At 75.4% G+C, this 25,989-nt stretch carries 23 protein-coding genes and 1 pseudogene; 17 read left to right on the top strand and 7 right to left on the bottom strand.

Annotated elements, in window-relative coordinates; all coding sequences use genetic code 11:
• The 5 genes and pseudogenes from ACZ3J7_RS32815 to ACZ3J7_RS32795 all read left to right on the top strand — a co-directional run.
• Positions 1-107 (top strand): annotated as a pseudogene (locus ACZ3J7_RS32815) (electron transfer flavoprotein subunit alpha/FixB family protein); the annotation flags it as partial.
• Positions 108-218: 111 nt separating this feature from the next.
• Positions 219-1,640, top strand: a complete 1,422-nt coding sequence (locus tag ACZ3J7_RS32810; RefSeq protein ID WP_465627041.1) for an AMP-binding protein — start codon at positions 219-221, stop codon at positions 1,638-1,640.
• A 120-nt stretch (positions 1,641-1,760) separates the two neighbouring features.
• On the top strand, positions 1,761-2,807 hold the full coding sequence (locus tag ACZ3J7_RS32805) for an NUDIX hydrolase (protein WP_465627040.1): 1,047 nt from the start codon (positions 1,761-1,763) through the stop codon (positions 2,805-2,807).
• Between the two features lie 64 nt (positions 2,808-2,871).
• Positions 2,872-3,573 carry a DUF4184 family protein gene (locus tag ACZ3J7_RS32800; RefSeq protein ID WP_465627039.1) on the top strand — a complete coding sequence of 234 codons (702 nt, stop codon included), beginning with the start codon at positions 2,872-2,874 and terminating at the stop codon, positions 3,571-3,573.
• Between the two features lie 107 nt (positions 3,574-3,680).
• Entirely contained in the window at positions 3,681-4,097 is a 417-nt protein-coding gene (locus ACZ3J7_RS32795; protein WP_465627038.1) for a hypothetical protein, read from the top strand.
• A 47-nt stretch (positions 4,098-4,144) separates the two neighbouring features.
• Here the strand turns inward: ACZ3J7_RS32795 and ACZ3J7_RS32790 are convergent, their stop codons facing one another.
• Complete coding sequence (locus ACZ3J7_RS32790; RefSeq protein WP_465627037.1) at positions 4,145-4,675, bottom strand: carboxymuconolactone decarboxylase family protein; 531 nt, start codon at positions 4,673-4,675, stop codon at positions 4,145-4,147.
• A 110-nt stretch (positions 4,676-4,785) separates the two neighbouring features.
• Between ACZ3J7_RS32790 and ACZ3J7_RS32785 the strand changes: the two genes are divergently transcribed.
• Complete coding sequence (locus tag ACZ3J7_RS32785; protein WP_465627036.1) at positions 4,786-6,090, top strand: geranylgeranyl reductase family protein; 1,305 nt, start codon at positions 4,786-4,788, stop codon at positions 6,088-6,090.
• A gap of 154 nt (positions 6,091-6,244) precedes the next feature.
• Here the strand turns inward: ACZ3J7_RS32785 and ACZ3J7_RS32780 are convergent, their stop codons facing one another.
• On the bottom strand, positions 6,245-8,533 hold the full coding sequence (locus ACZ3J7_RS32780; protein WP_465627035.1) for a glycosyl hydrolase family 18 protein: 2,289 nt from the start codon (positions 8,531-8,533) through the stop codon (positions 6,245-6,247).
• Positions 8,534-8,704: 171 nt separating this feature from the next.
• Here ACZ3J7_RS32780 and ACZ3J7_RS32775 point away from each other — a divergent pair, with 171 nt between their 5' ends.
• Positions 8,705-9,346 (top strand): hypothetical protein, encoded by a 642-nt coding sequence (locus tag ACZ3J7_RS32775; protein WP_465627034.1) that lies wholly within the window; start codon positions 8,705-8,707, stop codon positions 9,344-9,346.
• 56 nt (positions 9,347-9,402) lie between these two features.
• On the opposite strand, the gene ACZ3J7_RS32770 is transcribed toward ACZ3J7_RS32775, so the two are convergent.
• Positions 9,403-10,392: an ArsR/SmtB family transcription factor gene (locus tag ACZ3J7_RS32770; protein WP_465627033.1), complete on the bottom strand. Its 990-nt coding sequence runs from the start codon at positions 10,390-10,392 to the stop codon at positions 9,403-9,405.
• 88 nt (positions 10,393-10,480) lie between these two features.
• Between ACZ3J7_RS32770 and ACZ3J7_RS32765 the strand changes: the two genes are divergently transcribed.
• Positions 10,481-11,743 carry an MFS transporter gene (locus ACZ3J7_RS32765; protein WP_465627032.1) on the top strand — a complete coding sequence of 421 codons (1,263 nt, stop codon included), beginning with the start codon at positions 10,481-10,483 and terminating at the stop codon, positions 11,741-11,743.
• Positions 11,744-11,817: 74 nt separating this feature from the next.
• Here ACZ3J7_RS32765 and ACZ3J7_RS32760 read toward each other — a convergent pair whose 3' ends face one another.
• Complete coding sequence (locus ACZ3J7_RS32760) at positions 11,818-12,981, bottom strand: glycoside hydrolase family 19 protein (protein ID WP_465627031.1); 1,164 nt, start codon at positions 12,979-12,981, stop codon at positions 11,818-11,820.
• 233 nt (positions 12,982-13,214) lie between these two features.
• Between ACZ3J7_RS32760 and ACZ3J7_RS32755 the strand changes: the two genes are divergently transcribed.
• From ACZ3J7_RS32755 to ACZ3J7_RS32740, 4 genes are all read left to right on the top strand, one after another.
• Positions 13,215-13,979: an enoyl-CoA hydratase family protein gene (locus ACZ3J7_RS32755; protein WP_465627030.1), complete on the top strand. Its 765-nt coding sequence runs from the start codon at positions 13,215-13,217 to the stop codon at positions 13,977-13,979.
• Between the two features lie 142 nt (positions 13,980-14,121).
• Positions 14,122-14,886, top strand: coding sequence for an acyltransferase (locus ACZ3J7_RS32750; protein ID WP_465627029.1), 765 nt, complete (start codon positions 14,122-14,124; stop codon positions 14,884-14,886).
• A 53-nt stretch (positions 14,887-14,939) separates the two neighbouring features.
• On the top strand, positions 14,940-16,544 hold the full coding sequence (locus tag ACZ3J7_RS32745; RefSeq protein WP_465627028.1) for an SMI1/KNR4 family protein: 1,605 nt from the start codon (positions 14,940-14,942) through the stop codon (positions 16,542-16,544).
• A gap of 216 nt (positions 16,545-16,760) precedes the next feature.
• Positions 16,761-17,393: a hypothetical protein gene (locus ACZ3J7_RS32740; RefSeq protein ID WP_465627027.1), complete on the top strand. Its 633-nt coding sequence runs from the start codon at positions 16,761-16,763 to the stop codon at positions 17,391-17,393.
• A 65-nt stretch (positions 17,394-17,458) separates the two neighbouring features.
• Here the strand turns inward: ACZ3J7_RS32740 and ACZ3J7_RS32735 are convergent, their stop codons facing one another.
• Positions 17,459-18,706 (bottom strand): MFS transporter, encoded by a 1,248-nt coding sequence (locus tag ACZ3J7_RS32735; protein WP_465627026.1) that lies wholly within the window; start codon positions 18,704-18,706, stop codon positions 17,459-17,461.
• 98 nt (positions 18,707-18,804) lie between these two features.
• On the opposite strand from ACZ3J7_RS32735, the gene ACZ3J7_RS32730 reads away from it, so the two are divergent.
• Positions 18,805-20,049 carry an ROK family protein gene (locus ACZ3J7_RS32730; RefSeq protein ID WP_465627044.1) on the top strand — a complete coding sequence of 415 codons (1,245 nt, stop codon included), beginning with the start codon at positions 18,805-18,807 and terminating at the stop codon, positions 20,047-20,049.
• A gap of 48 nt (positions 20,050-20,097) precedes the next feature.
• Here ACZ3J7_RS32730 and ACZ3J7_RS32725 read toward each other — a convergent pair whose 3' ends face one another.
• Positions 20,098-20,832: a polyprenol monophosphomannose synthase gene (locus ACZ3J7_RS32725; protein WP_465627025.1), complete on the bottom strand. Its 735-nt coding sequence runs from the start codon at positions 20,830-20,832 to the stop codon at positions 20,098-20,100.
• 134 nt (positions 20,833-20,966) lie between these two features.
• Between ACZ3J7_RS32725 and ACZ3J7_RS32720 the strand changes: the two genes are divergently transcribed.
• Positions 20,967-21,824, top strand: coding sequence for a PhzF family phenazine biosynthesis protein (locus ACZ3J7_RS32720; protein WP_465627024.1), 858 nt, complete (start codon positions 20,967-20,969; stop codon positions 21,822-21,824).
• Between the two features lie 217 nt (positions 21,825-22,041).
• A complete protein-coding gene (locus tag ACZ3J7_RS32715; protein WP_465627023.1) occupies positions 22,042-23,148 on the top strand; it encodes a PLP-dependent cysteine synthase family protein in 1,107 nt (368 codons plus the stop codon).
• 1 nt (position 23,149) lies between these two features.
• Here the strand turns inward: ACZ3J7_RS32715 and ACZ3J7_RS32710 are convergent, their stop codons facing one another.
• Positions 23,150-23,617: a DUF4267 domain-containing protein gene (locus ACZ3J7_RS32710; RefSeq protein ID WP_465627022.1), complete on the bottom strand. Its 468-nt coding sequence runs from the start codon at positions 23,615-23,617 to the stop codon at positions 23,150-23,152.
• A gap of 121 nt (positions 23,618-23,738) precedes the next feature.
• Between ACZ3J7_RS32710 and ACZ3J7_RS32705 the strand changes: the two genes are divergently transcribed.
• Both ACZ3J7_RS32705 and ACZ3J7_RS32700 read left to right on the top strand, forming a co-directional pair.
• A complete protein-coding gene (locus tag ACZ3J7_RS32705; protein ID WP_465627021.1) occupies positions 23,739-24,311 on the top strand; it encodes a TetR/AcrR family transcriptional regulator in 573 nt (190 codons plus the stop codon).
• 116 nt (positions 24,312-24,427) lie between these two features.
• Positions 24,428-25,948 carry an MFS transporter gene (locus ACZ3J7_RS32700; RefSeq protein ID WP_465627020.1) on the top strand — a complete coding sequence of 507 codons (1,521 nt, stop codon included), beginning with the start codon at positions 24,428-24,430 and terminating at the stop codon, positions 25,946-25,948.
• Positions 25,949-25,989 lie beyond the last annotated feature (41 nt).

The following is a 25,989-nucleotide window of genomic DNA, read 5'->3' as shown; positions in this document are numbered from 1 at the left end:
AGGACCCCGAAGCCCCCATCTTCGAACTCGTCGACTACGGCGTCGTCGGCGACCTCTTCACCGTCCTCCCCCAACTCACCGACGAGGTCAAGGCCCGCAAGGCCTGAGCCGTCCGGTGAGCGGGTGAAGGGCGCGTCCCCCGCGGGGGGCGCGCCCTTCGTCGTTCCGGTGCGGGGCACTGCTGCGCCCGGCGCGCCGAACTCGTAGAGTCGGGCGGCATGGGACTGCTGACAGCACTCGACGGCGGGTACGGGGACCGGGCGGACGCGGTGACGGTGGCCGGTACCGCGTTGTCCTGGGAGCAACTGCTGGGCGCCGCCGGAGCGGTGGCCGAACGCGCGGCCGGCGCGCCCGCGCTCGCCGTGCTGGCCCGGCCGACCGCCGAGACGGTCGCCGCCGTGGTCGGCGGCCTGCTCGCGGGCGTGCCCGTGGTGCCGCTGCCGCCCGACTCCGGGCCGGTCGAACGCGCGCACATCCTGCGCGACAGCGGCGCCACGCTGCTGGCGGGCACCGGGCTGCCGGAGGACGCCGAAGGGCTGACCGCCCTCCCGGTCGACCTGGCCGACCGGCCGGGCGGCGGCTGGCGGCCGGCCGCCGAGGACGGTGACCGGACGGCGTTCGTGCTGTACACCTCCGGCACCACCGGCGCCCCCAAGGGCGCGCTGATCCCGCACCGGGCGGTCGCCGCCGGACTCGACGGACTCGCCGACGCCTGGCGGTGGGACGCCGGGGACACCCTCGTCCACGGCCTGCCGCTGTTCCACGTGCACGGCCTGCTGCTCGGCGTGCTCGGCGCGCTGCGCACCGGCAGCCGGCTCGTCCACACCGGGAAGCCCACTCCCGCCGGGTACGCCGCCGCCCGGGGCAGCCTGTACTTCGGCGTCCCCACCGTGTGGTCGCGGATCGCCGCCGAACCGGACGCCGCCCGCGCACTGGCCGGCGCCCGGCTGCTCGTCTCCGGCAGCGCGCCGCTGCCCGTCCCGGTCTTCGAGCGGCTGCGCGCCCTCACCGGGCAGGCCCCCGCCGAGCGGTACGGCATGACCGAGACGCTGATCACCGTCGCCACCCGGGCCGACGGCGAACGCCGACCCGGCGCGGTCGGCGTGCCGCTGCCCGGCACCCGCACCCGGCTGGTCGGCGAGGACGGGCGGCCGGTGCCCGCCGACGGCGAGAGCGTCGGCGAACTCCAGGTCCAGGGGCCGACGCTGTTCGACGGCTACCTCGGCCGGGCCGAGGCCACCGCCGCCGCCCGGACCGCCGACGGCTGGTTCCGCACCGGCGACGTCGCCGTGATCGGACCCGACGGCTTCCACCGGATCGTCGGCCGCGCCTCCGTCGACCTGATCAAGAGCGGCGGCTACCGGATCGGCGCCGGCGAGGTCGAGGCCGCCCTGCGCGACCACCCCGGCGTCGCCGACGCGGCGGTGGTCGGCGCGCCCGATCCCGACCTCGGGCAGGCCGTGGTGGCGTACGTGGTGGCGAACGGCGAACGCACGTTCGGGGAGCGGGAGTTGATCGACTTCGTGGCGGGACGGCTGTCCGTGCACAAGCGGCCCCGGCGGGTCGTGCTGGTCGACGACCTGCCGCGCAACGCGATGGGCAAGGTGCTCAAGAAGCAGCTGCTGGAGGACGTCCGGTAGGCGTCGCGGGGACGCCCTTTCAGGAGGGCGGGGAGTGGGTACCACTGGGGTGGCGCGGGGCCGGTGCCCCGGGCTGCCCGGCGAGCGGCCGGGCCGGTACCAGGAGGGGCAGGGGATGCTGTGATCGTCTGGGTCAACGGGGCGTTCGGGGCGGGCAAGACGAGTGCCTGCCGTGAACTGGTCCGACTGCTGCCGGGAAGCCTGCTGTTCGACCCGGACACCCTCGGGCCGGTCCTGCGGGCCGCCCGGCCGGACGCCGAACCGGCCGACTTCCCCGAATCGCCCGCCTGGCGGCGGCTCGCCGCCGAGAGCGCCGCCGTGCTCGCCGCCGAAGCCGACGGACCCGTCCTCGTCCCCGCGACCCTGCTGCGGCAGGAGCACCGCGACGAGATCTTCGGCTCGCTCGCCGGACGCGGCATCCCCGTCCACCACGTCGTCCTCGACCCCGTCGAAACGATCCTGCGCGCCCGGATCGCCACCCGCGAGGACGTCCCCGGCGACCCCGAGGCCACCGCGCGGCTGCGCCGGCGCGCCCGCGAGGCCCTGCCCGCGTACTTCACCGCCCGGGGCTGGCTGGCCGGCGACGCCCGGATGGTCGACAACGGCGTCCTCACCCCCCGGCAGAGCGCCGAACGGATCGCCGACCTCGTCCGCAGCGGCGCCGCCCGCTGCCCCATCGTGCGCAGCGAGGGCGGCGACGGCGACACCGTCGCGGCCGCCGTCCTGCTCTTCGACGACCACGACCGGGTGCTGCTGGTCGACCCCGCGTACAAACCCGACTGGGAGTTCCCCGGCGGCGTCGTCGAACGCGGCGAGGCCCCCACCGCCGCCGGCATCCGGGAGGTCGCGGAGGAACTGGGCCTGCGGCTGCGCCCCGAGGAGCTGCGCCTGCTCGCCGTCGACTGGGAACCCCGCGCCGGCGGCCGCGGCGGCCTGCGACTCGTCTACGACGGCGGACGGCTCGGGCCCTCCCAGGTGCTGCGGCTGCGGCTGCCCGCCGGCGAACTGCGCGACTGGCACTTCGCGACGCTCCGCGAAGCCGCGGAGATGCTGCCGCCCGCCCGGATGCGACGGCTGCTCGCCGCGCTGGAGGCCCGGGCGGACGGCGGACTCCGCTACCTGGAGGCCGGCCGGCCGGCGGCGCGCGGGGCGGCGTCGGCGCGGTAGCCCTCCGGACGGGACGGGACGGCCCGCGGCGCGGGGGCGGGGGGTGGGCGGGCAGGATGGGGGGATGCCGTTCACGTTGAGTCATGCCGCCGCCGTGCTGCCCGGGTTGCGGGCCGCGCGGCGGAAGGGTGCGTTGGTCGCGGCCGGTCTGGTCGCCGGGTCGTTGGCGCCGGACGTGCCGTTCTTCGCGGAGTCGCTCGTCCGGGGGGTGTACCGGCACGGCGGGTTGACCCACCGCTGGTGGGCGGCGCCGAGCGTCGACGTGGTGGTCGGGGCCGGGCTGGTGGCGGGCTGGTACGGGCTGTGGCGGGAGCCGTTGCGGGCGGCCGTGCCCGGGCGGTGGAACGCGGTGGTGCCCGGCGGGCGGCCAAGCGGCGGTGAACTCGCCTTCACGGCGGGCGCGTTGGCGGCCGGTGCGGCCACCCACCTGGTCTGGGACTCCTTCACCCACCACGGTCGGGCCGGCGTCCGCGCGCTGCCCGTCCTGGACCGGCGGGTCGGCGGCGTCCCGCTGCACACCGTCCTGCAGTACGGGACGTCGCTGGCCGGGCTGGCCGTCCTGGCGCGGTACGCCGGGCCCTGGCGGGAGAGCCGGAGGGGCACGGCGGCGCTGCTGGCGGCGGCCGCCGCGCTCGGGGCGGGCGAGCGGGTGCTGCGCGGCGAGCGGGGCGTCGTCGACGAGGCGTGCTTCGGCGCGGGCGCCGGGCTGGCGGTGGGGGCGGCGGTGCTCGGGCTGGTGGGCGGGGAGCGTCCCGGAACGGGCTGAACCCCCGTCCGGCGGGGCGTGGTCGGCCACCGGTGCGGTTCGTGCCGGGAGGTGCGCTAGGGTCTGCCGCGCCGCGTCCGGGTGGACGCGGCGGGGAGGGAGAACCCATGGCGGCGTTGCAGGCGGCGGACCGGAAGCTGGCACTGGCCTCGGAGGCGAGGAGGGCCGTGCTGCGGGTCGACCAGGCCGAGCGGCCCCGGCTGGTCGTGATCGGCATCGGCGAGGTGTCCCCGTTCCTGGACGCCTACCTGGGGCCCGCCCGGGAGCTGTTCACGTACACCTACTACCTGGCGGTGACCGACCGGACGGTGTTCGTGCTGCGCGGCTCGCGGTCGACCGGCGAGGTCAAGGAGGTCGTGGGGGCGGTGCCGCTGGAGCGGATCGGCGAGCTGGTGGCCAAGGTCGAGCACGGCCGGAGCTGGAGCGCGGTGTGGCTGGACCTGCCGCAGCGGAAGCGGCCGGTGCGGATGAGCGTGTCGTTCCACTCGCGGCCGGAGCTGGACCGGTTCCTGGCGAAGCTCTGAGGCGGCGGGCCGGGGAACGGCGCGGGCCCGCGCCGTTCCCCGGGCCGTCAGAGGTAGCCGTTGGCGGCGAGGTGGGCGCCGATGGCGCGGTAGGCGGCGGGGTCGTCGGGGGTGACGGCGGCGAGGCCGTCGACGTAGCGGTTGTACATGCAGAAGGCGGCGGCGACCAGCACGGTGTCGTGGATGGTCTCGTCGTCGGCGCCGGCGGCCCTCGCGGCGGCGACGTCCTCGGGGGTGACGGCGAGTCCGCTCTCGGCGACCTTGCCGGCGAGCCGGAGCAGGGCGCGCTGGAGGTCGGTGACGGGGGCGGTGGCGAGGTCGGTCTGGACGGCTTCGACGAGGGCGAAGTCGCCGTCGAGGCGGTGGGCGGCGGTGGCGCCGTGGGCGCCGGCGCAGTAGCGGGTGCGGTTGAGGGAGGAGACGTAGGCGGCGATCAGTTCGCGTTCGCCGGGGCTCAGCGGGGAGTCGCCGCGCAGGAGTTGCTCGGCGAGTTCGCTCAGGCGCAGGCCGGAGGCGGGCTTGGCGGCGAGCAGTCCCCGGATGCCGGGCGCGTCGGTGGGGAGCGTGATGTGGGGCATGGGGGTCACTGAAGCGCCTGGGGGCGGGCTTGGCAAGCGCCTGACCTGGGGGAGGCGGACGCGGTGGGTGCGCGGCGCGGTGGCGGGCGGGCAGATTAGGATGGGCGACCGTGACTGACACCGGTAGCACCCAGGACCTGGACCCCGTCGAGCCGGTCGCGGCCTCCGCCGACGACGCCGGTGACGAGGCGTCGGAGGAGTTCGCCCGCCCGGAGCCGCAGGACGCCGAGACGGCGGCGCTGCTGGACGGCGTGTGGGACGTGGTGGTGGTCGGCGCGGGCCCGGCGGGGTCCTCGGCGGCGTACGCGGCGGCCCGGAGGGGACGGCGGGTGCTGCTGCTCGACAAGGCCGAGCACCCCCGGTACAAGACCTGCGGCGGCGGCATCATCGGCCCGTCCCGGGACTCGCTGCCGGAGGACTTCAAGCTGCCGCTGCAGGACCGGATCTCGGCGGTGACGTTCGCGCTGAACGGGAAGTGGACCCGGACCCGGCGCTCGAAGCGGATGCTGTTCGGCCTGGTCAACCGGGACGAGTTCGACCTGCGCCTGGTGCAGGCCGCCGAGCAGGCGGGCGCGGTGCTGGTGACCGGCGTGACCGCGACCGGCGTGGAGCAGCAGGGCGGCGACAGCCGCACGGTGTTCGTGACGCTGGCGGGCGGCCGGAAGGTGGAGGCGCGAGCGGTGGTCGGCGCGGACGGCTCGGCGAGCCGGATCGGCCGGCACGTGGGCGTCAGCTTCGACCAGATCGACCTGGGCCTGGAGGCGGAGATCCCCGTCCCCGAGTCGGTGTCGCGGTACTGGGCGGGCCGGATCCACCTGGACTGGGGCCCGCTGCCGGGCAGTTACGGCTGGGTGTTCCCGAAGACCGACTCCGGGACGCTGACGGTCGGGGTGATCTCGGCGCGCGGCGAGGGCGAGCGGACCAAGGAGTACCTGGCGGACTACGTCCGCCGGCTGGGCCTGTCCGGGTTCGAACCGCTGGTGGAGTCCGGGCACCTGACGCGCTGCCGGGCCGAGGACTCGCCGCTGTCGCGCGGACGGGTGCTGGTCGCGGGCGACGCGGCCGGGCTGCTGGAGCCGTGGACCCGGGAGGGCATCTCGTACGCGCTGCGCTCGGGCCGGCTGGCCGGCGAGTGGGCGGTGCAGGTCGCGGAGGCGTCCGGCGCGGCGGACGTGCGGCGGCAGGCGCTGAACTACGCGTTCGCGATCAAGGCCGGGCTGGGGGTGGAGATGCGGGCCGGCAAGGTCATGCTGGCCTCGTTCGAGAAGCGCCCGTACCTGTTCCACCTGGCGGTCTCGCTGATCAACCCGGCGTGGCGGGCGTTCGCCCGGACCACCCAGGGGCACACCACGTTCGCGCAGCTGATGCGGGACCACCGGGCGGCGCGGAAGCTGGCGTCGACCGCCGGGCGGTAGCCGGTACGGGCGGGGAACGGGTGGAGCCGCCCGGCGGGGGAGGAGAGTCCTCGCCGGGCGGCTCCGTTCGCCCGGCGCCGGGGCGGCCGGGCTGGGCGCGGGGGTTGGGAGTCGGGGGGCTGCCCCGCGCCCCGATCGGGGCCGGCCCCGGGGGTTACTTGAGGCCGGCGTCCAGGGCGTTCATCAGGGTGCCGGACGGGGTGTCGCCGGACATCTCCCAGACCATCACGCCGAGCAGGTTCTTGGACTTCACCCAGGCGGTCTTCTGGCCGATCGACCAGGTGTCGTCGAAGGACCACCACTGGCCGCCGTTGCCGGTGTAGCCGTAGGTGGAGACCGACACCGGGTCGTGGTAGACGGTCAGGTTGGGCACCGAGGTGATCAGGTTGTTGTAGCCGCGGGTGCCGGCCTCCTCGGCGAACTGGCCGGGCGCGGCGCCGCCCGCGGCCTGCCAGGCGCCGTGCGCGCCGCCGTCGGTGACGTTCTGCCAGCCGCGGCCGTAGAACGGGAAGCCGATGGTGAGCTTGCGCGGGTTGACGCCGGCGTCCAGGTAGGCCTTGACGGCGTTCTCGATCGAGAAGTGGAACGGGTACGGGTCGGCCGGGTCGGTGTACAGGTTGCCCTGCTGGCCGGTGCGGTTCGGCTCCCACGAGTTGTCGCTGCCGGAGCCGTGGAAGTCGTAGCCCTGCACGTTGGCGATGTCCAGGTACTGGAAGATCTGCGAGAGGTCCCAGCCCTGGCCGATCTTGGCCGGGTCGGCGGGGGTGAACGCGGTGAGCAGCTTGTGCGAGCCGCCGAGGGCGTCGAGCTGGCGGCGGAACTCGGCCAGCAGCAGGGTCAGGTTCTGCTTGTCGTTCGCCGAGTAGTGGTTGCCGGCGTGGCCGTCGGGCGAGCCGGGCCACTCCCAGTCGAGGTCGATGCCGTCGAAGATCCCGGCGCCGGTGCCCGGGCCGCCCGCGCCGTTGTAGGCGGGCAGGTTGCCCTTGATCCAGATGTCGATGCAGGACGAGACCAGCTTCTTGCGGGAGGCGTCGGTGGCGGCCGCGTCGGAGAAGTACTTGGAGTAGGTCCAGCCGCCGAGCGAGACCACGACCTTCAGGTTCGGGTGCTTCGCCTTGAGCTTCTTCAGCTGGTTGAGGTTGCCGCGCAGCGGCGACCAGCCGTCGTCGGCGACGCCGTCCACGGACTGGGCGGCGCTCATCGGGCGGGCGTAGTCGGCGTCGGCGTCACCGGCGCCGGTGCCCTGGTCGGGGTCCTGCGGGTTGGCGGTGGTGCCCTTGGTGACGCCCGCCAGGCAGGTCAGGTTGACCGGGTCGATGTTCTCGAAGGCGTAGTTGATGACGTCGAGCTTGGCGGCGCTGCCGGAGGTGTCGAGGTTCTTGACGAAGTACTGGCGGCCGTAGATGCCCCACTGCACGAAGTAGCCGACCCGGGAGTACTTGCCGGGCCCGGCCAGGTCGCCGGTGGTGACGTTCAGCGTGTTGGAGGCGGGCGAGTTGTTGTCCGCCGCGTCCCGGGCCTTCACCGTGAAGGCGTACGCGGTGGCGGGGGAGAGCTGGCCGACCGTGGCGCTGGTGGTGGTGCCGCCGACGGTCTGCACCAGGTTGGCGCCCTGGTAGACGTCGTAGGCGGCGACCCGCTTGTTGTCGGTGGCGGGGTTCCAGGCCAGCGTGACGCTGGTGCTGGTCACCCCGGTGGAGCGCAGGCCGCCGGGCGCGGTCGGCGGCACGGTGTCACTGGCCGGGTCGACGGTGGCGGCGCTCAGCGCGGCGCTGACCGGGCCGGTGTTGCCGCGGGTGTCCTTGGCCCGGACGGTCAGGGCGTACGTGGTGGCCGGGGTCAGGCCGGTCAGCGTGGTGGAGGTGCCGGTCGCCGACCCGAGCACCACCGAGCCGTTCAGCACGTCGTACGAGGCGACCGGGAAGTCGCCCTTGGACGCGGCCGTCCAGCTCAGCGAGAGGCTGTGCGCGGTCGCGTCGACCAGCGTCGGCGCGCCCGGCGCGGTCGGCGGGACGTCCGGGGTGCCGTCGCACTTGTCGCCGTTGACGCGGCAGTTGAGCGGGGCGGTGATCGGGCCGTTGCCGATGAACCAGAAGCTGTACGGCTCGGTCGAACCGTTCGCCGGCACCGTCGCGTTGTAGTACGCGTTGGTGGCGACCACGTGGCTGCCGGTGGTGGTCGAGGTGCCGTTGTAGGTGCCGGTCATCGTGACGCCGGACGGCAGGTCGAACTCCAGCGTCCAGCCGGTGACGGCGGTGGCGTTGGGGTTCTTGACGATGAACGTGCCCTTCCACCAGGACCCGTAGTTGTCGCTGGTGAAGGTGGCGGTCAGTTTGGCCGCGGCGTGCGCGGGGGTGGCGGCGAGCAGGGCGAGCGGCAGTGCGAGCGCGGCGAGCAGGGCCAGGAGGCGGGCCCTGAGCCAATGCCTGGTGCGGACGTGCATCGGTACTCCCTGTCTGGTGTGGGGGATTCCGTACAGGGGTGCCGGGAGCGGCACTCAGGAGGGTAAGTGGACTGGACCAACTCGTCAACAGGTCTATACCGGAAGGGAGTTGACGATCATCGGCGGCGGTGGCGGGCGGGGTTGTCCGGGGTCGGTGGCAGGATCGCCGGCATGGGACTCGACGTGATGGTGGGCGCGCTGGTCGGCGCCGACGAGGAGACGGCCGCGTGGTTCCGTGCCGAGTGCGCGGAGATGCGGGAGCTGATGGCCGCGGAGGGCGTACCGCCCTGGGAGGAGCCGACCGGCGGCGGGCAGTACGGCGAACGCGTCTGGGGCTACTCCGGCCTGCACGCGCTGCGCCGCCTCGCCGCGCACCTGCGGGAGCACGGGCGGCTGCCCGAACCGCTCGGCGAGGACGAACGGGCCGCCGACGACCCGGTGCTCGCGGACGTGTACGCGTGCTGGCCGGAGGGCGACCCGGAGCCGTACGACCACCTGATCCACCACTCCGACTGCGAGGGCTACTACGTCCCCGTGGACTTCCCGCGGGTCCTGGTCGAGGAGACCCTCACCGGCCTCTACCTCGGCTCCGCGCACCGGCTGCTGGCCGAACTGCGGCTGCTCGCCGCGGAACTGGGGCTGCCGGAGGACCTCGACCCGGACTCCGCGGAGGTCGAGGACGCGATGGGGGCGGCCGAGCCGGCGCGGGCGCGGGGGTGGCGGCGCTACCCGGGGGAGTCGTTCGTCTGCCTGCGGATGCTCCAGGCGGCGCGGGCGTCGGTGGAGCGGGGGGCGGTGCTGGTGTTCTGTTGAGGGCGCCCGGGCCCCGGGGGAGTGTCCGTCGTCCGCGGGGCCCCCGCCGGGGCCCTTCACGGGGTGCCCAGGAGCCGGTCGGCGAGGGGGCTGCGGGCGTAGAGGACCAGGCGGCCGTGGCGGGCCCGGGTGACCAGGCGGGTGGCGTGCAGGACGGCCAGGTGCTGGCTGACGGCGCCGGGGGTCACGCCGAGGCGGCGGGCGAGCTCGGTGGTGGCGGTGGGTTCCTGGAGGAGGGCGAGGAGACGGGCCTTGGGGGCGCCGAGGAGCTGTTCCAGGGCGTGCGGAGCGGGCGGGGGGTCGGGCGGGCCGGCCAGGGTGGCCTGACCGCGGGCCAGGTAGGTGACGGACGGGGTGAGGTCCGGGCCGATCGCGGTGAGCGCACCGCGGGCGAAGCAGGTCGGCAGCAGGGTCAGGCCGCGCCGGTCGACCGTGACGTCGTGGTCGCCGTCGCCCCAGTCCCGGTCGATCGTCAGCACCCCGTCCGACCAGCTCAGCCGCTGGTCGAGGTCGGCGAACAGCCCGGCCGCGCCGCGTTCGGCCAGCGTCCGGGCGCGGTGCACGATGTCCGCGTGCAGCACCGAGCGGGCCCGGGGCCACCAGGCGGGCTCCAGGACGTGCGCCCAGTAGGCCTGGAGGGCGTCGGCGATCTCGGCGACCAGGGCGGCGGGCCGGTCGGCGCGGGCGGCGAGCGGCGGGGGCAGGACCCGGTCGTGCGGGAGGAAGGCGGCGGCGAGTTCGGCGGCCAGCAGGGCCGGGTCGAAGGCGCGGACCACGGCGAGTTCGGCCCGGAACTCGGGGAACGGGACGGTCGGACGGGGCGTCAGGAAGTCCGGCACGTACTTGTTGCCCGCGACCAGGGCGCGCAGCAGCGGGGCCTGCGGGAGGGCCTCGAAGGCGGGGCGCATCGCCTCGAACGCGGCGCCGTGCGGGTAGTGGCCGGGGTGGGTCCACATCCGCAGGCTGAGCACCGCCTCCTGGAGCGGCGAGCAGGCGAAGGAGGTGGCGGCCAGGTCGGCCAGGTCGAGCCGGAACCGCAGCACCACGACCGTCCCCCCGGTCCGTCCCGGCCCGCGGATTCAGGTCGGGGCTAAATCAATACCACGGGCGCTCCGGACCCGGTCTGATCGGGGCATGACCTCCACCGCTCCCGCGGCCGACCAGGCCGTGTCGCCGCCCCCTGCCCGCCACCGTGTCCGGGGCCGGTTCGCCCGGCTGCTGCCCGAGGACCGGGTGCTGCGCCGGCTGACCGTGATCACGCTGGTCAACACCGTCGGCAACGGCCTCGGGATGACGCTCGGGGTGGTGTACTTCACCCGGATCACCGGCTTCGGCGTCGGCACGGTCGGCCTGGTGCTGACGCTCGCGGGGGCGTGCGGGGTGGCGGCGGGCGTCCCGGCGGGGCGGCTGTCCGACCGGTACGGGCCGAAGCCGGTGCTGGTGGCGCTGCTGGCCGGGCAGGCGGTGTGCGCGGCGGCGTACGTGCTGGTGGACCGGCTGGCGGTGTTCGCGGTGCTGGCCTGCCTGGTGGCGGTCGCGGACCGGGGCGGCGCGGCGGTGCGCGGGGCGCTGTTCGCCGAGGTGCTGCCGGCCGACGGGCGGGTGACCGGCCGAGCGTACCTGCGCTCGGTCACCAACATCGGCCTGGCGGTGGGCACGCTGGCCGCGGCGGCCGTCCTGCAACTGGACACCCGGGGCGCGTACCTGGCGGCGATGCTGGTGGACGCGGCCTCGTACGCGGTGATCGCGGTGCTGTACGCGGTGCTGGTGCCGGTCGCGGCGCGGACCGCCGAGCAGGCCGGGCGGGCGGCGGGCGGGCCGAACCCGGCGCTGCGCGACCGGGTGTTCCTGCTGGTGACCGGCCTGAACGGGGTGATCACCCTGCAGTTCGTGATGATCGAGGTCGCGGTGCCGCTGTGGGTGGTGCGCGACACCGACGCGCCGCGCTGGATGGTGGCCGGCGGGCTGCTGGTGAACACCGCGCTGGTGATCGGGCTGCAGGTGCGGGCGACCCGGGGCACCGAGCGGCCGGCGGCGGCGGCCCGGGTCTTCCGGCGCGGGGCGCTGCTGGTGGCGGCGTCCTGCCTGGTGCTGGCCCTGGCCGCCGGGGTCCCGGGCTGGGCGGCGGCGCTGCTGGTCGCGGGCGGGGTGGCCTGCCAGGCGTTGGGCGAGGTGTACAGCCAGGCGGGCGCGTGGGCGCTCAGCTACGACCTGGCGAAGGACGACGCGCACGGCGCGTACCAGGGCGTGTTCAACACCGGCATGTCGGGCGCGCTGATGCTCGGTCCGGCGCTGATGACCTCGGTGGTGATCGCGCACGGCGGGTACGGCTGGGCGCTGCTGGCGGCGCTGTTCGCCTCGGCGGGCTGGGGGATGACGGCGCTGGTGCGGCGCTGAACGCGGGTGGCCCCCGACCGACGGGGCGTCGGTCGGGGGCCGTGCGTCAGGGCCTCAGGGCGTCGACCGGCCCGTCAGCAGCTGAGGTTGCTGCCGGTGGGCACGCCCAGGATCGAGGTGAAGCTGGTGTACGCGTTGATCCGGCTCTGCACCTGGGCGGGGTTGCCGCCGTTGCACTCCAGCGAGCCGTTGATGGAGCGGATGGTCTCGCCGAAGCCGGCACCGTTGACCATGGCGTTGTGCGGGGTCATGGTGCCGGGGCCGTTCTGGGTCATCCAGTACCAGATGCCGGTCTTCCAGGCGACGGCCGCGTCGGTCTGCACCAGGTTCGGGTTGTGCAGCAGGTCGATGCCCAGCGCGTCGCCGGCCGCCTTGTAGTTGAAGTTCCAGCTGAGCTGGATCGGCCCGCGACCGTAGTACGCGGCCTGCCCGGCCGGGCAGCCGTACGGCTGGGTGGTGTCGCAGTAGTGCGGGTAGTTCGCGGTGTTCTGCTCGACCACGTACACCAGGCCACCGGTCTCGTGGTTGATGTTGGCGAGGAAGGCCGCGGCCTCCTGCTTCTTCACGGTGTCCGAGCCGGTGCCCGCGAACGCCGGGTAGGCGCTCAGCGCGTTGACCAGGCCGGAGTACGTGTAGAACGGGTTCCGGTTCGGGAACATCTGGTTGAACTGGGCCTCGGAGACCACGAAGCCGCCCGGGTTGGGGGTGGTGATCGACGGGCTCGGGCTGGTGGTGCCGCCACCGCCGGTGCAGGTGTACGGGCTCCAGTACCAGGTGGAGACCGTCGGGTCGTAGCCCGGGTTGTCGTGGGTGGCGACGTAGTACTGGCCGTTGGGCGCGTACTTCACCACGGTGCCGGTGGTGTACTGCGTGCCGGCCACCCAGACGGGGTGGTTGCAGGTGGCCGTGGAGTTGCTCGGGCTCGGGCTGGTGGTGCCGCCACCGCCGCCGCAGACGCCCTGGTCGGCCCAGACGCCGGAGCCCCCGGTGCTGGGGGTCTCGCCCTGGGTCCACCACTTGGCGTTCCAGTTGTGCCCGTTGTACGAGGCGGACATGCCGCCGGTGTACACCTGGGACGCCGAGTAGGGGGTGGTGCAGGCGGCCGCCGCGGTCGAGGTGGTGGGCACCATGACGGCCAGGCCGGTCGCGGCCAGCGCGCCGGTCAGCAGCGCGGCGACCTTGCCGCGGCGGGAGCCGGCGCGGTGCGCCGGACGGGAGGTGGTACGGGTGTGGGTCATGCGGCCACTCCTTGTGGGGGAACGAGCGGTGTACCCAGCACTCAAGCGACCTTGTCCGTTAACTGTCAATAGGTCTAGACCTTAAGGAAGTTGAGGACGTGTACGGAACTCCGTCCGGCGCGGCGGCGGGCCGGCCCCCCGGAAGATCGGGTACTGGTCAGTAGGGCCGGGGTGTGCCAGGGTGCACACGACGCCCCTCCGACCCACCCTCAGCCGGAAAGGCCAGGCCACCGATGACCAGCGAAGCGCCACTCGTCCGCACCACCACCGCCGACGCCGTCACCACCCTCGTGCTCGACTCCCCGCACAACCGCAACGCCCTCTCCACCCGCCTGATGGCCGAACTCACCGCCGGCCTCGCCGCGGCCGCCGCCGACCCCGGGGTCCGCGCCGTCGTCCTCGGCCACACCGGCCGGGTCTTCTGCGCCGGCGCCGACCTCTCCGAGGCCACCGGCGACGACCCCACCGTCGGCCCGCGCGGCCTGGTCGCCCTGCAACGCGCCATCGTCGACTGCCCCAAGCCCGTCATCGCCCTGGTCGACGGCCACGTCCGGGCCGGCGGCCTCGGCCTGGTCGGCTCCTGCGACCTCGCCGTGTCCGGACCCGACTCCACCTTCGCCTTCACCGAGTCCCGGCTCGGCCTCGCCCCCGCCGTCATCTCGCTGCCGCTGCGCCCCAAGCTCGACCCGCGCGCCGCCGCCCGCTACTACCTCACCGGCGAGACCTTCGACTCCGCCGAGGCCGCCCGGATCGGCCTGGTCACCGAGGCTGCCGACGACGCCGCCGCCGCGCTGCGCACCGTCCTGGACGCGATCCGGCTCTGCTCGCCGCAGGGCCTCGCCGAGTCCAAGCTGCTCGCCACCGCGGCCGTCCGGGAGTCCTTCGAGCGGCACACCGAGGAGCTGGTCGCGCTCTCGGCGAAGCTGTTCGGCTCCGAGGAGGCCCAGGAGGGCATGCGGGCCTTCCTGGAGAAGCGGCCCGCCCGCTGGGTGCGCTGACCCCGCGCCCCCGACGGCGTCGGGGCGCCGGGGCAACCAGGGCGGCCGGGGCGGTCAGGGCCGTCGGGGCCTAAGTTACCGGCCGGTGTGAGTTTGGTCCCGTTGCGGGCCGACCGGGCGCACCGGCCGCTACGGTGAGCGCATGTCGATCGTCCGCAGGCTGCTCGGACCCGTCCGCGAGAGGTCGCGCCGGGCGGCCGGGCGCGCCGTGCACCTCGGCTGGCGGTGGGTGCGGGACGCGGGCGCGGTCAGCAACCGCAACCCCGGCCCGTACCGGTTCGGGGAGCTCGGCGACGGCACCACGCTGTCCTTCCCGCTCGGCACCGTCTTCAACGAACGCTGGATCACCATCGGCCCGTTCTCCATCATCGGCGAACGGGTCACCCTCTCCGCCGGGTTCCTGCCCGGGCTCGACCTCGGCCCCGAGCCGATCGTCCGGATCGGCGGCGGCTGCGTGATCGGCCGCGGCAGCCACATCGTCGGCCACCAGCGGATCGAACTCGGCGACGACGTGTGGACCGGGCCCGACGTCTACATCACCGACCAGGCCCACGAGTACCGCGACACCGACCTGCCGATCGGCAAGCAGTGGCCCCGCAACGAGCCGGTCTCGATCGGCGCCGGCTCCTGGATCGGCACCGGCGCGGTGATCCTCCCCGGCGCCCGGATCGGCCGCAACGTCGTGGTCGCCGCCAACTCCGTGGTCGCCGGCGAGGTCCCCGACTACGCCGTGGTGGCCGGCGCCCCCGCCCGCCAGGTCCGCACCTGGAGCCCCGAGGACGGCTGGCAGCCCCCCATCCGCCACGACCCGCCGCGTCCCGTCCCCGACGGCGTCACCGCCGAGCAGCTCCGCGCCCTGGTCGGCTGGGACCTCCGCCTCCCCGGCGAGCAGCCGCCCGCGCCGTAGGGCGTGTCGGCGCCGCCTGCGATCATCCGCCGTACGCGGACGGCGGAGGGAACGTGACGGTGGAGCGGCTGGAGCAGGACGTGCGGGAGTTCGTCGCCGGGCTGGCGGCGTGGGCGCCCGAGGGGTGGACGGGGTTCGAGCTGACCGTCGCGCTGGAACCGTCCGGGTGGGAGTGCGACGGATGGTGGCTCCTGCCCGGCCGGGTGCCCCGACCGATGGGGGCGGTGCCGGGGGCGGCCGTCCTCGCCACGGCGGCCGCCGCCGGGCACGGCTGGCGCGGCGCCCGCCTGGCGCTGCGCGGACGGCGCGGCGGGGCGTTCGAGTTCACCGCGCGGCCCGCGGCCGCGCTGGACGGGAACCTGCTCCTCCTCGACCCCGGGTACGTCCACCCCGCCCCCGGGGCCACCCGGCCCGGCTCCGCGCTGCCGCCCGCCGGGGACGCCGGACGGGCCGTCGCGCTGCTGGCCGAGTACCGGCGGCGGGTCGCCGAACTCACCGGCCACGAGCGGCCGCTGGGCCCGCCCCTGACGCCCGGGCGGATCGCCGAGGCCGAGCGCCGCCTCGGCCACCGGCTGCCCGACGACCTGCGGGCGCTCTACCTGGTCGCGAACGGCAGCGACGTCGCGGCGGAGGGGCTGTGGCTCGGCCACCTGCGCTGGCTGCCGCTCGACGAGGTGGTCCGGGTCCACGCCGACTGGGCGCGCTACCCGCACCGGCCCGGCCTGGACCGGCCGACCGAGGTCCGCGCCACGGACGAACCCGGGCCGCTCGACACCGTCCGCCGCTGCCTGAACCACCCCGGCTGGCTCCCCTTCGCCACCGCCGACGACGGCAACCACCACGCGGTCGACCTCGCCCCGGCCGAGCGCGGCCGCCCCGGCCAGGTCATCGAGGCCGGCCGGGACTTCCACGACGGCCCGCTGTACGTCACCGACTCCGTCACCTCGCTGCTCGCCGCCTGGGTCGAGCAACTCGACCGGGGCGACTACGAGATCGAGGACGCCCCCGGGGACGGCGAGGAGGTCGACCCGGACCACCCGCCGTTCCTGGAGACCACCGGATCCGTCCGCCCGCCGAGGATCGAGCGCTCCGCCCTCGGCCCCGGCCTGCCCGCCACCGTCGCACCCACCCTGCTGGAGGTGACGGCCAACGGCGGGGCCGAGGAGGGACCGCTCGACCTCGCGCCGCTCGCCGCCGCGCCCGGCCTGCGGGTGCTCCGGGTCCGCTCCCGCACCGTCACCGGCCTCGGCACGCTGCGCCCGCTGCCGGTGGAGTTCCTGCGGGCGGGCCTGGACGGCGAAGGGCTGGCCCCGCTGGCCGGACACCCGTGGCTCGGCGCGCTCGACCTGGCCGGTGAGGGCCTGCTCGACCTCGCGCCGCTGCGCACCCTGCCCGCGCTCTGGTGGCTGGACCTGTCGCGCTGTGCGGTGCGGGACCCGGGCGTGCTCCGGGAGTTGGGCGGGCTGCGCTACCTCGCGCTGACCGGCGCGCAGTGGGCGGAGCTGCTGGAGCGCGACGCGCTGCCGCCCGCCCTCGCCGTCGCCCGGCTCGCGGACGGTCCGGGCACCCCGGCGGAACTTGACGCGTGGGCCCGCCGGTTCACCCCCGCGGCGGGCGAGCCGTACCGGGTGGACGGGACGCCGGCGGCGGGCGGCTGACGGACGGTCGGGCGCGGCACCGGGTGCAACGACCGTCACAGCTGCGCAACAGGGGAAACCGGGCGGGGCGGGGGCGGCGTGGTGAGGGCTGTCGGAGCGGGCCGGACGCCCGTCCGACGGATCCCGGAAGTGGTGGGTCGGGCCGCGGGGGCCTCGACCGGAACACGGCCGGATTCGCTCTACCCACCCGCACTGGTTCCTGGGGGGACTCGCACGATGCGTCTCAACCGTCTCAACCGCCTCACCGTGGCCGCCATCCTGGCCGCCTCCGCCCTCGCGCTCACCGCCTGCGACTCGGACGACGCCGCCGCCGGCGCGGCCGGCTCCGCCCCGGCGGCCGCGCCGTCCGCCACCGCCACCGCCGCGCCCACCGCCGCGCCGACCGCCACCGCCGGGTCGAAGCCGGCCGCGAGCAGTACGGGAAAGTCCACCGGCGGGGCCGCCGCCACTGCCACCGCAAAGGCCTCGAAGCCGGCTGCTGACTGCACGGCGGGCGCGGCCGGGCGGACGGTGGTCGAGGCCACCGAGAACGCGTACGCGGTGCACGTCTGGATGCGCGCCAGGTCGACCGCGTTCGTCTGCGGCCCCGACGTGCCGAACGACGGCTACTGGGAGCCCAAGGGCGACGCCCGGGTCTACGAGTTCGACAACGACGTGCGGACCACCCTGCTGGACGGCGACCTGAAGGCCAGGAGCGTCGACCTGACCACCTTCATGAAGGTGCAGGAGGCCTGCCTGAAGAACGCCCAGCCGGCCGCGCCCTACCGCTGCTTCGGCAACCAGTACGAGATCAAGGTCGGCGGCGCCCAGAACAAGGTCGTCAGCATCGCCCAGCTGTACCGGCCCTGACGGCGCGACGGCGGCGGCCCGGACGCCTCGCGGGTCCGGGCCGCCGCCGTCGTGGCGCGGGCGGGTCAGGCCGCGCGGTGGCGGCGGACGGCGAGGGCGAGCAGGCCGGCCAGGGCGGAGCTGGCGGCGACCGTGAGCAGGGCGGCGGGCAGCGAGAGGGCGTCGGCGAGGAACCCGATCACCGGGGGGCCGACCAGCATGCCCGCGTAGCCCAGGGTGGAGGCGGTGGCGACACCCTGCGGCCCGGCGGCCGCGCCGGCCTGGGCGATCGCCAGCGGAAAGACGTTGGCCAGACCGACGCCGACCAGGACGAAGCCCGCCAGCGCCACCGGGACGGACGGCGCCAGCGCGGCGGTCGTCATGCCCACGCAGGCGGCCAGGCCGCCCAGCAGCATCACCCGGGTCTGGCCCAGCCGCTCGGTCAGCCAGGTGCCGGAGAGCCGTCCGGCCGTCATCGCGAAGGCGAAGGACGCGTAGCCGGCGGCGGCCAGCGCGGCGCTCGCGTGCACGTCGTCGGTCAGGTGCAGGGTCGCCCAGTCCGCGAGCGCGCCCTCGCCGTACGCGGTGCACAGGGCGACCAGGCCGAGCAGGACGACCAGCAGCCGGGCGTGCCGGGCCGGACGGGCGGTGCCGACGGTGCCGGCCGGGGCGGGGGCGCCGGTGCCGACGGGGCGGGGGAGGGCGGCCGGGGTGCGCAGCAGGACGGCGCCCGCCAGCGCGGTCACCGCGAGGCCGAGGGCGGCGGCCGCGGCCAGCGCCCAGGCGGCGCTGATCCGGCCCGCGAGCAGGCCGCCGACCGCGGCGCCGAGCAGGCCGCCGAGGCTGTAGCCCGCGTGGAAGCTCGGCATGACGGGCCGTCGGAGTTCGGCGACCAGGTCGACCGCGGCGCTGTTCATCGCCACGTTGGCGGCGCCGTAGCCCGCGCCGAACAGCAGCAGCACCGCGCCGAGCGAGAGCACCGAGTGGGTGTGCGCGGGCAGGGCCACGGCGAGCGAGAAGACGACCAGCGAGGCGGCGGTGACCCGGCGCGAGCCGTAGCGCAGGCACAGCCGTCCGATCAGGGCCATGGTGGCGACCGCGCCGACCGAGACGCACAGCAGGGCCAGGCCCAGTGCGCTGTGCGAGGCGGCGACCTGGGCGCGGACGTCCGGGATCCGGACCACCCAGGAGGCGAACAGGAAGCCGTCGACGGTGAAGAAGGCGGTGAGGGCGAGGCGTGCCGCCGACCAGGAGGAGCGGTGGCCGGACGGGGTGTCGGTAGCGGCGGCGGAGGGGCGGGAGGACCGGGCTTCTGTTTTGTTCAGTAGCGGCACAAAGTCAGAATAGGGGAGTGCCGCACACACCTTCAAGCCCGAAGACGAGCCGGAACCGGAACGAGGGGCCGGAGCCGGCGCCGAACCCGGCTCCGAGTCTGGACCGGAACCCCGCCCCGCCGACAGGGCCGTTCAAGCCGTCGCCCCGACGGGCCGCGCCCGACCGCGGCCGGAGCCTGCTCGGACCGGCCCTGCGCCTGATCCACACCGGCCGGGCCCCCACCCGCTCCGCGCTCACCGGCGCCCTCGACGTCACCCGCGCCACCGCCGGCGCCGTCACCGGCGAACTGGAGGCGCTCGGCCTGATCACCGTCGACTCCCGCCCCGCCGGCGGCGGCCGCGGCCGCCCCTCCCACCGCCTCGCCCTCACCGACCCCGGCCCCGCCGTGATCGCCGCCCAACTGCACGCCGACGGCGTCTCGGTCGCCCTGGCCGGCCTCGGCGGCCGCCTGCACGACCCCGTCCACCTGCCGCTGCCCGCCGACACCGCGCCCGCCGCGCTGCTGCGCACCGCCGCCGAGGCCGGCGCCCGCCTCGCCCGGGCCGGCCGCCGCCGCGTCCTCGGCGCCGCGCTCGCCCTGCCCAACCCCGTCACCGAACCCGACGGCACCGTGCCCTCGTCCCTGCACTTCGCCTGGCCGCCCGGCACCCCGGTCGACGAGGTGTACGCCGCCGAGACCGCCCGCACCGACCCCGGGCCCCGGGCCCGCACCCCGCTGCCCACCGCCGTCGCCAACGACGCCAACCTCGCCGCGCTCGCCGAGCACCGGCACGGCGCCGGCCGCGGCGCCCGCCACCTGCTGCTCGTCACCTCCGGCCACCGCGGCGTCGGCGGCGCCCTGGTCGTCGACGGGCGCCTGCACACCGGCAGCTCCGGCCTCGCCCTGGAGGTCGGCCACCTCACCGTCGACCCGCTCGGCCGCCCGTGCGCCTGCGGCAACCGGGGCTGCCTCAACGCCGAGACCGACACCGACGCGCTGTTCGCCGCCGCCGGGCGCCGCCCCGACCCCGACCGCCCGCTGCTCCCGCAGGCCCGCGCGCTGGCCCGCGACCCGCACGCCGCGGACGCCGTCGCGCACGTCGTCGACCGGCTCGGACTCGGCCTCGCCGGGCTGGTCAACATCCTCAACCCGGACCGGATCGTGCTCAGCGGCCTGCACCTCGACCTGCTCGCCGCCGCCCCCGACCGCCTCGCCGCCGTCGTCGCCGACCGGTGCCTGTGGGGCCGCAGCGGCCGCATCCCGATCGTCCCCGCGCAGGTGGCGCACGCCGGCCTGGTCGGCGCGGCGGAACTCGCCTGGGAGCCCTACCTGGACGATCCGCAGGCCGTCGCGGCGAACTGACGGCCGGTCAGGGGAGGGGGCGGGTGGCGAGGGGGACCACCCGCGCCGTCACCCCTGCTTGCCGAACCGGAGCTTCCACGGCGCCACCGCGGACTCCAACTGCACGTCCAGGCTCATCTTCGACATGCCCTCGACCCGCTCCTCGAACCGGATCGGCACCTCGCTGATCCGCAGGCCCTGCCGGACCACCCGGTAGTTCATCTCCACCTGGAACGAGTAGCCGTTCGAGTGCACCGACTCCAGGTCGACGCCGCGCAGCGCCGCCGCCTCCCACGCCTTGAAGCCCGCCGTCGCGTCCTTCACGCCCAGCTCCAGGATCGCGTTCACGTAGAAGTTCGCCCACGCCGAGAGCGCCTTGCGGTGCCACGGCCACTCCGAGGCGGTCGACCCGCCCGGCACGTACCGCGACCCCAGCACCACCGAGGCGTCCGTGGTCAGCAGCCGCTCGACCATCACCGGCACGGCCGTGTGCGGGTGCGACAGGTCGGCGTCCATCTGCACCACCACGTCCGCGCCCTCGTCCAGCGCCCGCGTCATGCCCGCCACGTACGCCCGGCCCAGGCCGTCCTTCTCGGTGCGGTGCAGCACCGAGACCCGGCCGTCCGACTCCGCCGCCAGCTTGTCCGCGACCTCGCCGGTGCCGTCCGGGGAGTTGTCGTCCACGACCAGCACGTGCAGGTTCGCCATGCCCAGCTCGGCCAGCCGGCCGACCAGGACCGGCAGGTTCTCCCGTTCGTTGTACGTCGGCACTACCACGACGACCTTCGGATGGGCCTCGACCATGTTTCCTTACCCTCGGACTCAGAGAACAGCGTCACCAATCGGATGCGGCAGTCTAGAAGTTCGCCGCGTCCCCGGAGCCGCTGGCCCCCGGAGCCGCTGGCCCCCGGGGCGCCCTCCGGGGGATGATCGCCGGTATGACGCAGCCCCCCACGGACGAACCCCTCGAGTACGCGGCGTTCACCGCCGACCCGGCCGGCGGCAACCCCGCCGGACTGGTCCTGGACGCCACCGGGCTCGACGACGAGCGGCAACTCGCGGTCGCGGCCCGCCTCGGCCACTCCGAGACCGCCTTCCTCACCGCCGAACCCGGCCGCGACCGCGGCTACGCCGTCCGGTACTTCAGCCCGCTCGCCGAGGTGTCGTTCTGCGGCCACGCCACCATCGCCGCCGCGGTCGCCCTCGGCGAACGGCACGGCCCCGGCGAGTACCACTTCACCACCCAGGCCGGACCCGTCCCGGTCAGCGTCGCCGCCGACCCCGACGGCGGCTACCGGGCCACCCTGACCAGCGTGCCCGCGAGCACCGCCGACGCCGCCCCCGAGGACGTCGCCGCCGCCCTCGACGCGCTGCGCTGGCGGCCCGAGGAGCTCGACCGCCGCCTCCCGCCCCGGATCGCCTACGCCGGGGCCCGCCACCTCGTCCTCGCGGCGGGCAGCCGGGCCCGGCTCGCCGACCTCGACTACGACTTCGACGCGCTCGCCGCGCTGATGCGCCGGCTCGACCTCACCACCGTCCACCTGGTCTGGGAGCAGGACGCCACCACCTACCACGTCCGCGACCCCTTCCCGGTCGGCGGCGTCGTTGAGGACCCCGCCACCGGGGCGGCCGCCGCCGCCTTCGGCGCCTACCTGCGGGAACTGCGCGGCCTCGGCACCACCCGGCTCACCCTGCACCAGGGCGAGGACCTCGGCCGGCCCGGCGTGCTCACAGTCGACCTCACGGCGGGCGACGAGCGCGTCCGCGTCACCGGACGGGCGGTCCGGATGCCCTAGGCGGGGGCGCCGGGGGTCGCCGTGGGGCGCGGTGGCGCAGGCGGTCGGCGGCTGACGGCCGACGGCGCCCGGAGGCCCCACGCGCCCCCCGCACCCCCCGCACCCGCCGCGTCCCATAAGGGGAAGCTGGGGCCTCCGTAATCGTCACTTATCGTAGTCGACTGTTACACTGGGTGGAGCGCCCGGGGGAACCGGACGGCGGCGAGGAGAGCGTGCGATGAGCGACCACACCCAGGACGTGGACCGGACCGACCCCGAGTACCGGGCCTGGCTGAAGGAGGCCGTCCGCCGCGTCCAGGCCGACGCCAACCGCTCCGCCGACACCCACCTGCTGCGCTTCCCGCTGCCCGCCGGGTGGGGCATCGACCTGTACCTCAAGGACGAGTCCACCCACCCCACCGGCAGCCTGAAGCACCGGCTGGCCCGCTCGCTGTTCCTGTACGGCCTGTGCAACGGCTGGATCCGGCCCGGCGCCCCCGTCATCGAGGCGTCCAGCGGCTCCACCGCCGTCTCCGAGGCGTACTTCGCGCAGCTGATCGGCGTCCCGTTCGTCGCCGTGATGGCCCGCACCACCAGCCGCGCCAAGATCGAGCTGATCGAGTTCCACGGCGGCCGGTGCCACCTCGTCGACAACGCGGGCGAGGTCTACGCCGCCGCCGCCGAACTCGCCGCCGAGACCGGCGGCCACTACATGGACCAGTTCACCTACGCCGAGCGGGCCACCGACTGGCGCGGCAACAACAACATCGCCGAGTCGGTGTTCGCCCAGCTGAAGCTGGAGCCCCACCCCGAACCCGCCTGGATCGTCGCCACCGCCGGCACCGGCGGCACCTCCGCGACCATCGCCCGGTACGTCCACTACATGCAGTACGACACCCGGATCTGCGTCGCCGACCCCGAGAACTCCTGCTTCTTCGACGGCTGGGTGCACCACGACCCCGACGCCCACTGTCCCACCGGCTCCCGGATCGAGGGCATCGGCCGCCCCCGGATGGAACCCTCCTTCGTGCCCGGCGCGATCGACCGGATGATGAAGGTCCCCGACGCGGCCTCGATCGCCGCCGCCCACCTGCTCGCCGACGTCCTCGGCAAGAGGGCCGGCGCCTCCACCGGCACCGGCCTGTGGAGCGCGCTGCGGATCGTCGCCGAGATGCGCCGCGAGGGCCGCAGCGGCAGCGTCGTCACGCTGATCTGCGACCCCGGCGACCGGTACCTCGACAAGTACTACGCGGACGAGTGGCTCGCCGCCGAACGGATCGACCCCCGACCGCACCGCGCCGCCCTGGAGGAGTTCCTCGCGGGCGGCGACTGGCCGGAGGGCTGAGTCAGCCCTCGCTCTTCCCCGCCTCCCCGGCCCGGCGCTCGGTGAGCAGCAGGACGGCGGTGACCACTACGAAGACGGCGGTGGCGACGTGCACGCCGAAGGCCGTCGCCGTGCTGCCGTGGTGCACCAGGATGGTGGTGGCGTCGCCGAACGGGGTCACCGACTCCGCGAGCAGCGCCCAGCCGAGCGCCCGGCGGTGGCCGGTCAGCAGCAGGGCCAGCGGGACGAGGCCGGAGACGATGTCCCGGATCCCCTTCACGGTCAGGAAGTCGGCGGCCTCGCCCCGGGGCCAGACCGGCATGCCGAAACCGGAGGCGGTGTGCTCCGGGGCGAACAGGTAGCTGACGCCGACGTAGCCGATGCCCAGCGCGACCAGGACCGTGAACACGGTGGCCAGGTTCACGCGCAGGCGGCTGTCGGGCTTGCGGGCGGCGGTGGTGGTGGCGGTGGCGGCGGTGAGCGCGGACATGGTGGTTCCCCCTGAAGCGGTGTGAAGTGCGGTGCGCCGCCCTGGTGTTAGCGGCGCTAGCGACGAGAATGATGCTAGACCGGCGGTCCGTCGAATGTCTAGCGGTGCTAGGATTCCGTTCATGGCTATCAAGGAACGCCGGGCGCGCGAACGCGCCGAACGGGAACAGCTGATCGTCCGCACCGCCCGCGAACTCGCCGAGGCCGAGGGCTGGGACGCCGTCACCACCCGCCGCCTCGCCGAACGCATCGAGTACAGCCAGCCCGTCCTCTACAGCCACTTCGCCGGCAAGGACGCGATCGTCGCCGCCGTCGCGGTCGAGGGCTGCGCCGAACTCGCCACCCTGCTCCGGGCCGCCGCCGCCGGCGTCACCGACCCGCGCGCCGCCTTCGCCGCCGTCGCCCGCGCCTACCTGGACTTCGCCGAGGCCAACCCCGCCCTCTACGACGCGATCTTCACCCTTCCCAGCACCCTCCCCTTCGGCACCCCCGAAGCCCCCGCCCCCCTGCACGACGCCTTCGCCGCCATCGCCGAACCCGCCACCCGCAGCGCCACCGCCACCGGCCACGACCCCGGCGGCTACACCGAACTCGCCTGGTCCGCCCTCCACGGCATGGTCACCCTCGCCCGCACCGGCCGCCTCCGCCCCGACCTCGACCGGCCCCGCATGGACGCCTTCACCGCGGTCTTCTGACCGGCCGCCCGGTGCCCCGGGTGCGTCCTTCCGTGCCAGCGCCGTGCCAGCCGGGTGCCAGCGGCGCCCGGGAGGGTGGGGGCGTTGACCGGTACGGGAGTCGTGGAGGCGGTGCGGTGGTGGAGACGGTGCGTTCGGCCCGGCGGTGGTGGGCGCTGGGGGCGTTGGTGGTGAGCGTGCTGGTGGTCGGCCTGGACGGGACGATCACCAATGTGGCGGTGCCCACTCTGGCGCGTGAACTGGGGGCGGGGAACAGCGAGTTGCTGTGGATCGGCGGGGGCTACCTGCTGACCTTCAGCGTGGCGATGCTGCCGGTCGGCCGGATCGGCGACCGGGTCGGGCACCGGCGGGTGCTGACCGCCGGAGTCGCGCTGTTCGGGGCGGCCTCGCTCGCCGGGGCCTTCACCGGCTCCGTGGCCGGGGTGATCGCGGTGCGGGCGGCGATGGGCCTCGGCGCGGCGATGATCATGCCGGTCTCGATGGCGCTGCTGTCGCGGATCTTCCCGAAGGAGGAGGTGCCCCGGGCCCTCGCCGTCTGGACGACCGCCTCGGCGCTGGGCATGCCCGCCGGGCCGGTGATCGGCGGCTGGCTGCTCACCCACTACTGGTGGGGCTCGGTGTTCCTGTTCAACGTGCCGGTGGTCGCGGTCGCGCTCCTCGCGGGCGTCCTGCTGCTGCCGGCCGACGGACCCCGGCGGGGCACGGCGAAGGGGTTCGACGTCCGGGGGACGGTGCTCGGGACGGTCGGGATCACCGCGCTGGTCTACGGCACCGTCCTGGTCCCGGAGGACGGCTGGGCCGCCCCGCCGGTGCTCGGCCCGCTGCTGGCGGGCGCCGCGCTGCTGGCGGTCTTCGTCCGGCAGCAGCGCCGGGCCGCCGAACCGCTGGTCGACCTGGGGCTGTTCGCCGACCGCCGGTTCGCCTGGGGCACGCTGACCGCCGTGTTCGGCAACTTCACGGTGATGGGCATCCTGTTCGTGGTGCCGCAGTACCTGGCCGTCGTCCAGGGCTACGACGCCCTCGGCACCGGCCTGCGGATCCTGCCGCTGATCGGCGGGCTGATGCTGTCCGCCGCGCTCGGCGAGGCCCTGGTGGCGCGGGTCGGCGCCCGGGTGGCGGTGCCGGCCGGACTGCTGGTGCTGGCCGTCGGCGTGCTGCTCGGGACGGCCGCCGGGCCCGACACCGGGTACGGCTTCACCGCGCTGTGGCTGGCCGTCGTCGGGACCGGCTTCGGCCTGGCGATCGTGCCGGCCACCGGCATCGTGATGGCCTCGCTGCCGGAGACGAGGACCGGTGTCGGCACCAGCGTGCTGGAGACCCTGCAGCAGGTCGGCGGCGTCCTCGGGGTGGCCGGCCTGGGCAGCCTGCTGAGCGCCGGCTACCTCGCCCGGCTCGACACCGGCGCGCTGCCCGGGCCCGCCGCGACGGCGGCCCGCGAGTCGGTGGCGGGCGCGGAGGGCGTCGCCGACCGGTTGCACGACGGCGCGCTGCTGGCCTCCGCGCACGGGGCCTTCGTGCACGGCATGGCGGCGGTGCTGACGGTCTCAGGAGCGGTCGCGCTGCTGGCGGCGGTCCTCGCGGCGGTGTTCCTACCCCCGCGCGAGCCCGCGACGGCGCCGGCCGCCGGGCACGCGTAGGAGTAGGCGGGCCGTCCGGCACCGGGGCCCGTCGCACGGAG

It is taken from the genome of Kitasatospora sp. NPDC015121 (assembly GCF_055562955.1).
This window is presented reverse-complemented; position numbering and strand designations above follow the sequence as displayed.

What these genes read in the sequence shown, in the direction of transcription:
- ACZ3J7_RS32810 (WP_465627041.1), top strand. Translation starts at nt 219, where the DNA reads ATGGGACTGCTGACAGCACTCGACGGCGGGTACGGGGACCGGGCGGAC.
- ACZ3J7_RS32800 (WP_465627039.1), top strand. Translation starts at nt 2,872, where the DNA reads ATGCCGTTCACGTTGAGTCATGCCGCCGCCGTGCTGCCCGGGTTGCGG.
- ACZ3J7_RS32795 (WP_465627038.1), top strand. Translation starts at nt 3,681, where the DNA reads ATGGCGGCGTTGCAGGCGGCGGACCGGAAGCTGGCACTGGCCTCGGAG.
- ACZ3J7_RS32790 (WP_465627037.1), bottom strand. Translation starts at nt 4,675, where the DNA reads ATGCCCCACATCACGCTCCCCACCGACGCGCCCGGCATCCGGGGACTG.
- ACZ3J7_RS32780 (WP_465627035.1), bottom strand. Translation starts at nt 8,533, where the DNA reads ATGCACGTCCGCACCAGGCATTGGCTCAGGGCCCGCCTCCTGGCCCTG.
- ACZ3J7_RS32775 (WP_465627034.1), top strand. Translation starts at nt 8,705, where the DNA reads ATGGGACTCGACGTGATGGTGGGCGCGCTGGTCGGCGCCGACGAGGAG.
- ACZ3J7_RS32765 (WP_465627032.1), top strand. Translation starts at nt 10,481, where the DNA reads ATGACCTCCACCGCTCCCGCGGCCGACCAGGCCGTGTCGCCGCCCCCT.
- ACZ3J7_RS32760 (WP_465627031.1), bottom strand. Translation starts at nt 12,981, where the DNA reads ATGACCCACACCCGTACCACCTCCCGTCCGGCGCACCGCGCCGGCTCC.
- ACZ3J7_RS32755 (WP_465627030.1), top strand. Translation starts at nt 13,215, where the DNA reads ATGACCAGCGAAGCGCCACTCGTCCGCACCACCACCGCCGACGCCGTC.
- ACZ3J7_RS32750 (WP_465627029.1), top strand. Translation starts at nt 14,122, where the DNA reads ATGTCGATCGTCCGCAGGCTGCTCGGACCCGTCCGCGAGAGGTCGCGC.
- ACZ3J7_RS32740 (WP_465627027.1), top strand. Translation starts at nt 16,761, where the DNA reads ATGCGTCTCAACCGTCTCAACCGCCTCACCGTGGCCGCCATCCTGGCC.
- ACZ3J7_RS32725 (WP_465627025.1), bottom strand. Translation starts at nt 20,832, where the DNA reads ATGGTCGAGGCCCATCCGAAGGTCGTCGTGGTAGTGCCGACGTACAAC.
- ACZ3J7_RS32720 (WP_465627024.1), top strand. Translation starts at nt 20,967, where the DNA reads ATGACGCAGCCCCCCACGGACGAACCCCTCGAGTACGCGGCGTTCACC.
- ACZ3J7_RS32715 (WP_465627023.1), top strand. Translation starts at nt 22,042, where the DNA reads ATGAGCGACCACACCCAGGACGTGGACCGGACCGACCCCGAGTACCGG.
- ACZ3J7_RS32710 (WP_465627022.1), bottom strand. Translation starts at nt 23,617, where the DNA reads ATGTCCGCGCTCACCGCCGCCACCGCCACCACCACCGCCGCCCGCAAG.
- ACZ3J7_RS32705 (WP_465627021.1), top strand. Translation starts at nt 23,739, where the DNA reads ATGGCTATCAAGGAACGCCGGGCGCGCGAACGCGCCGAACGGGAACAG.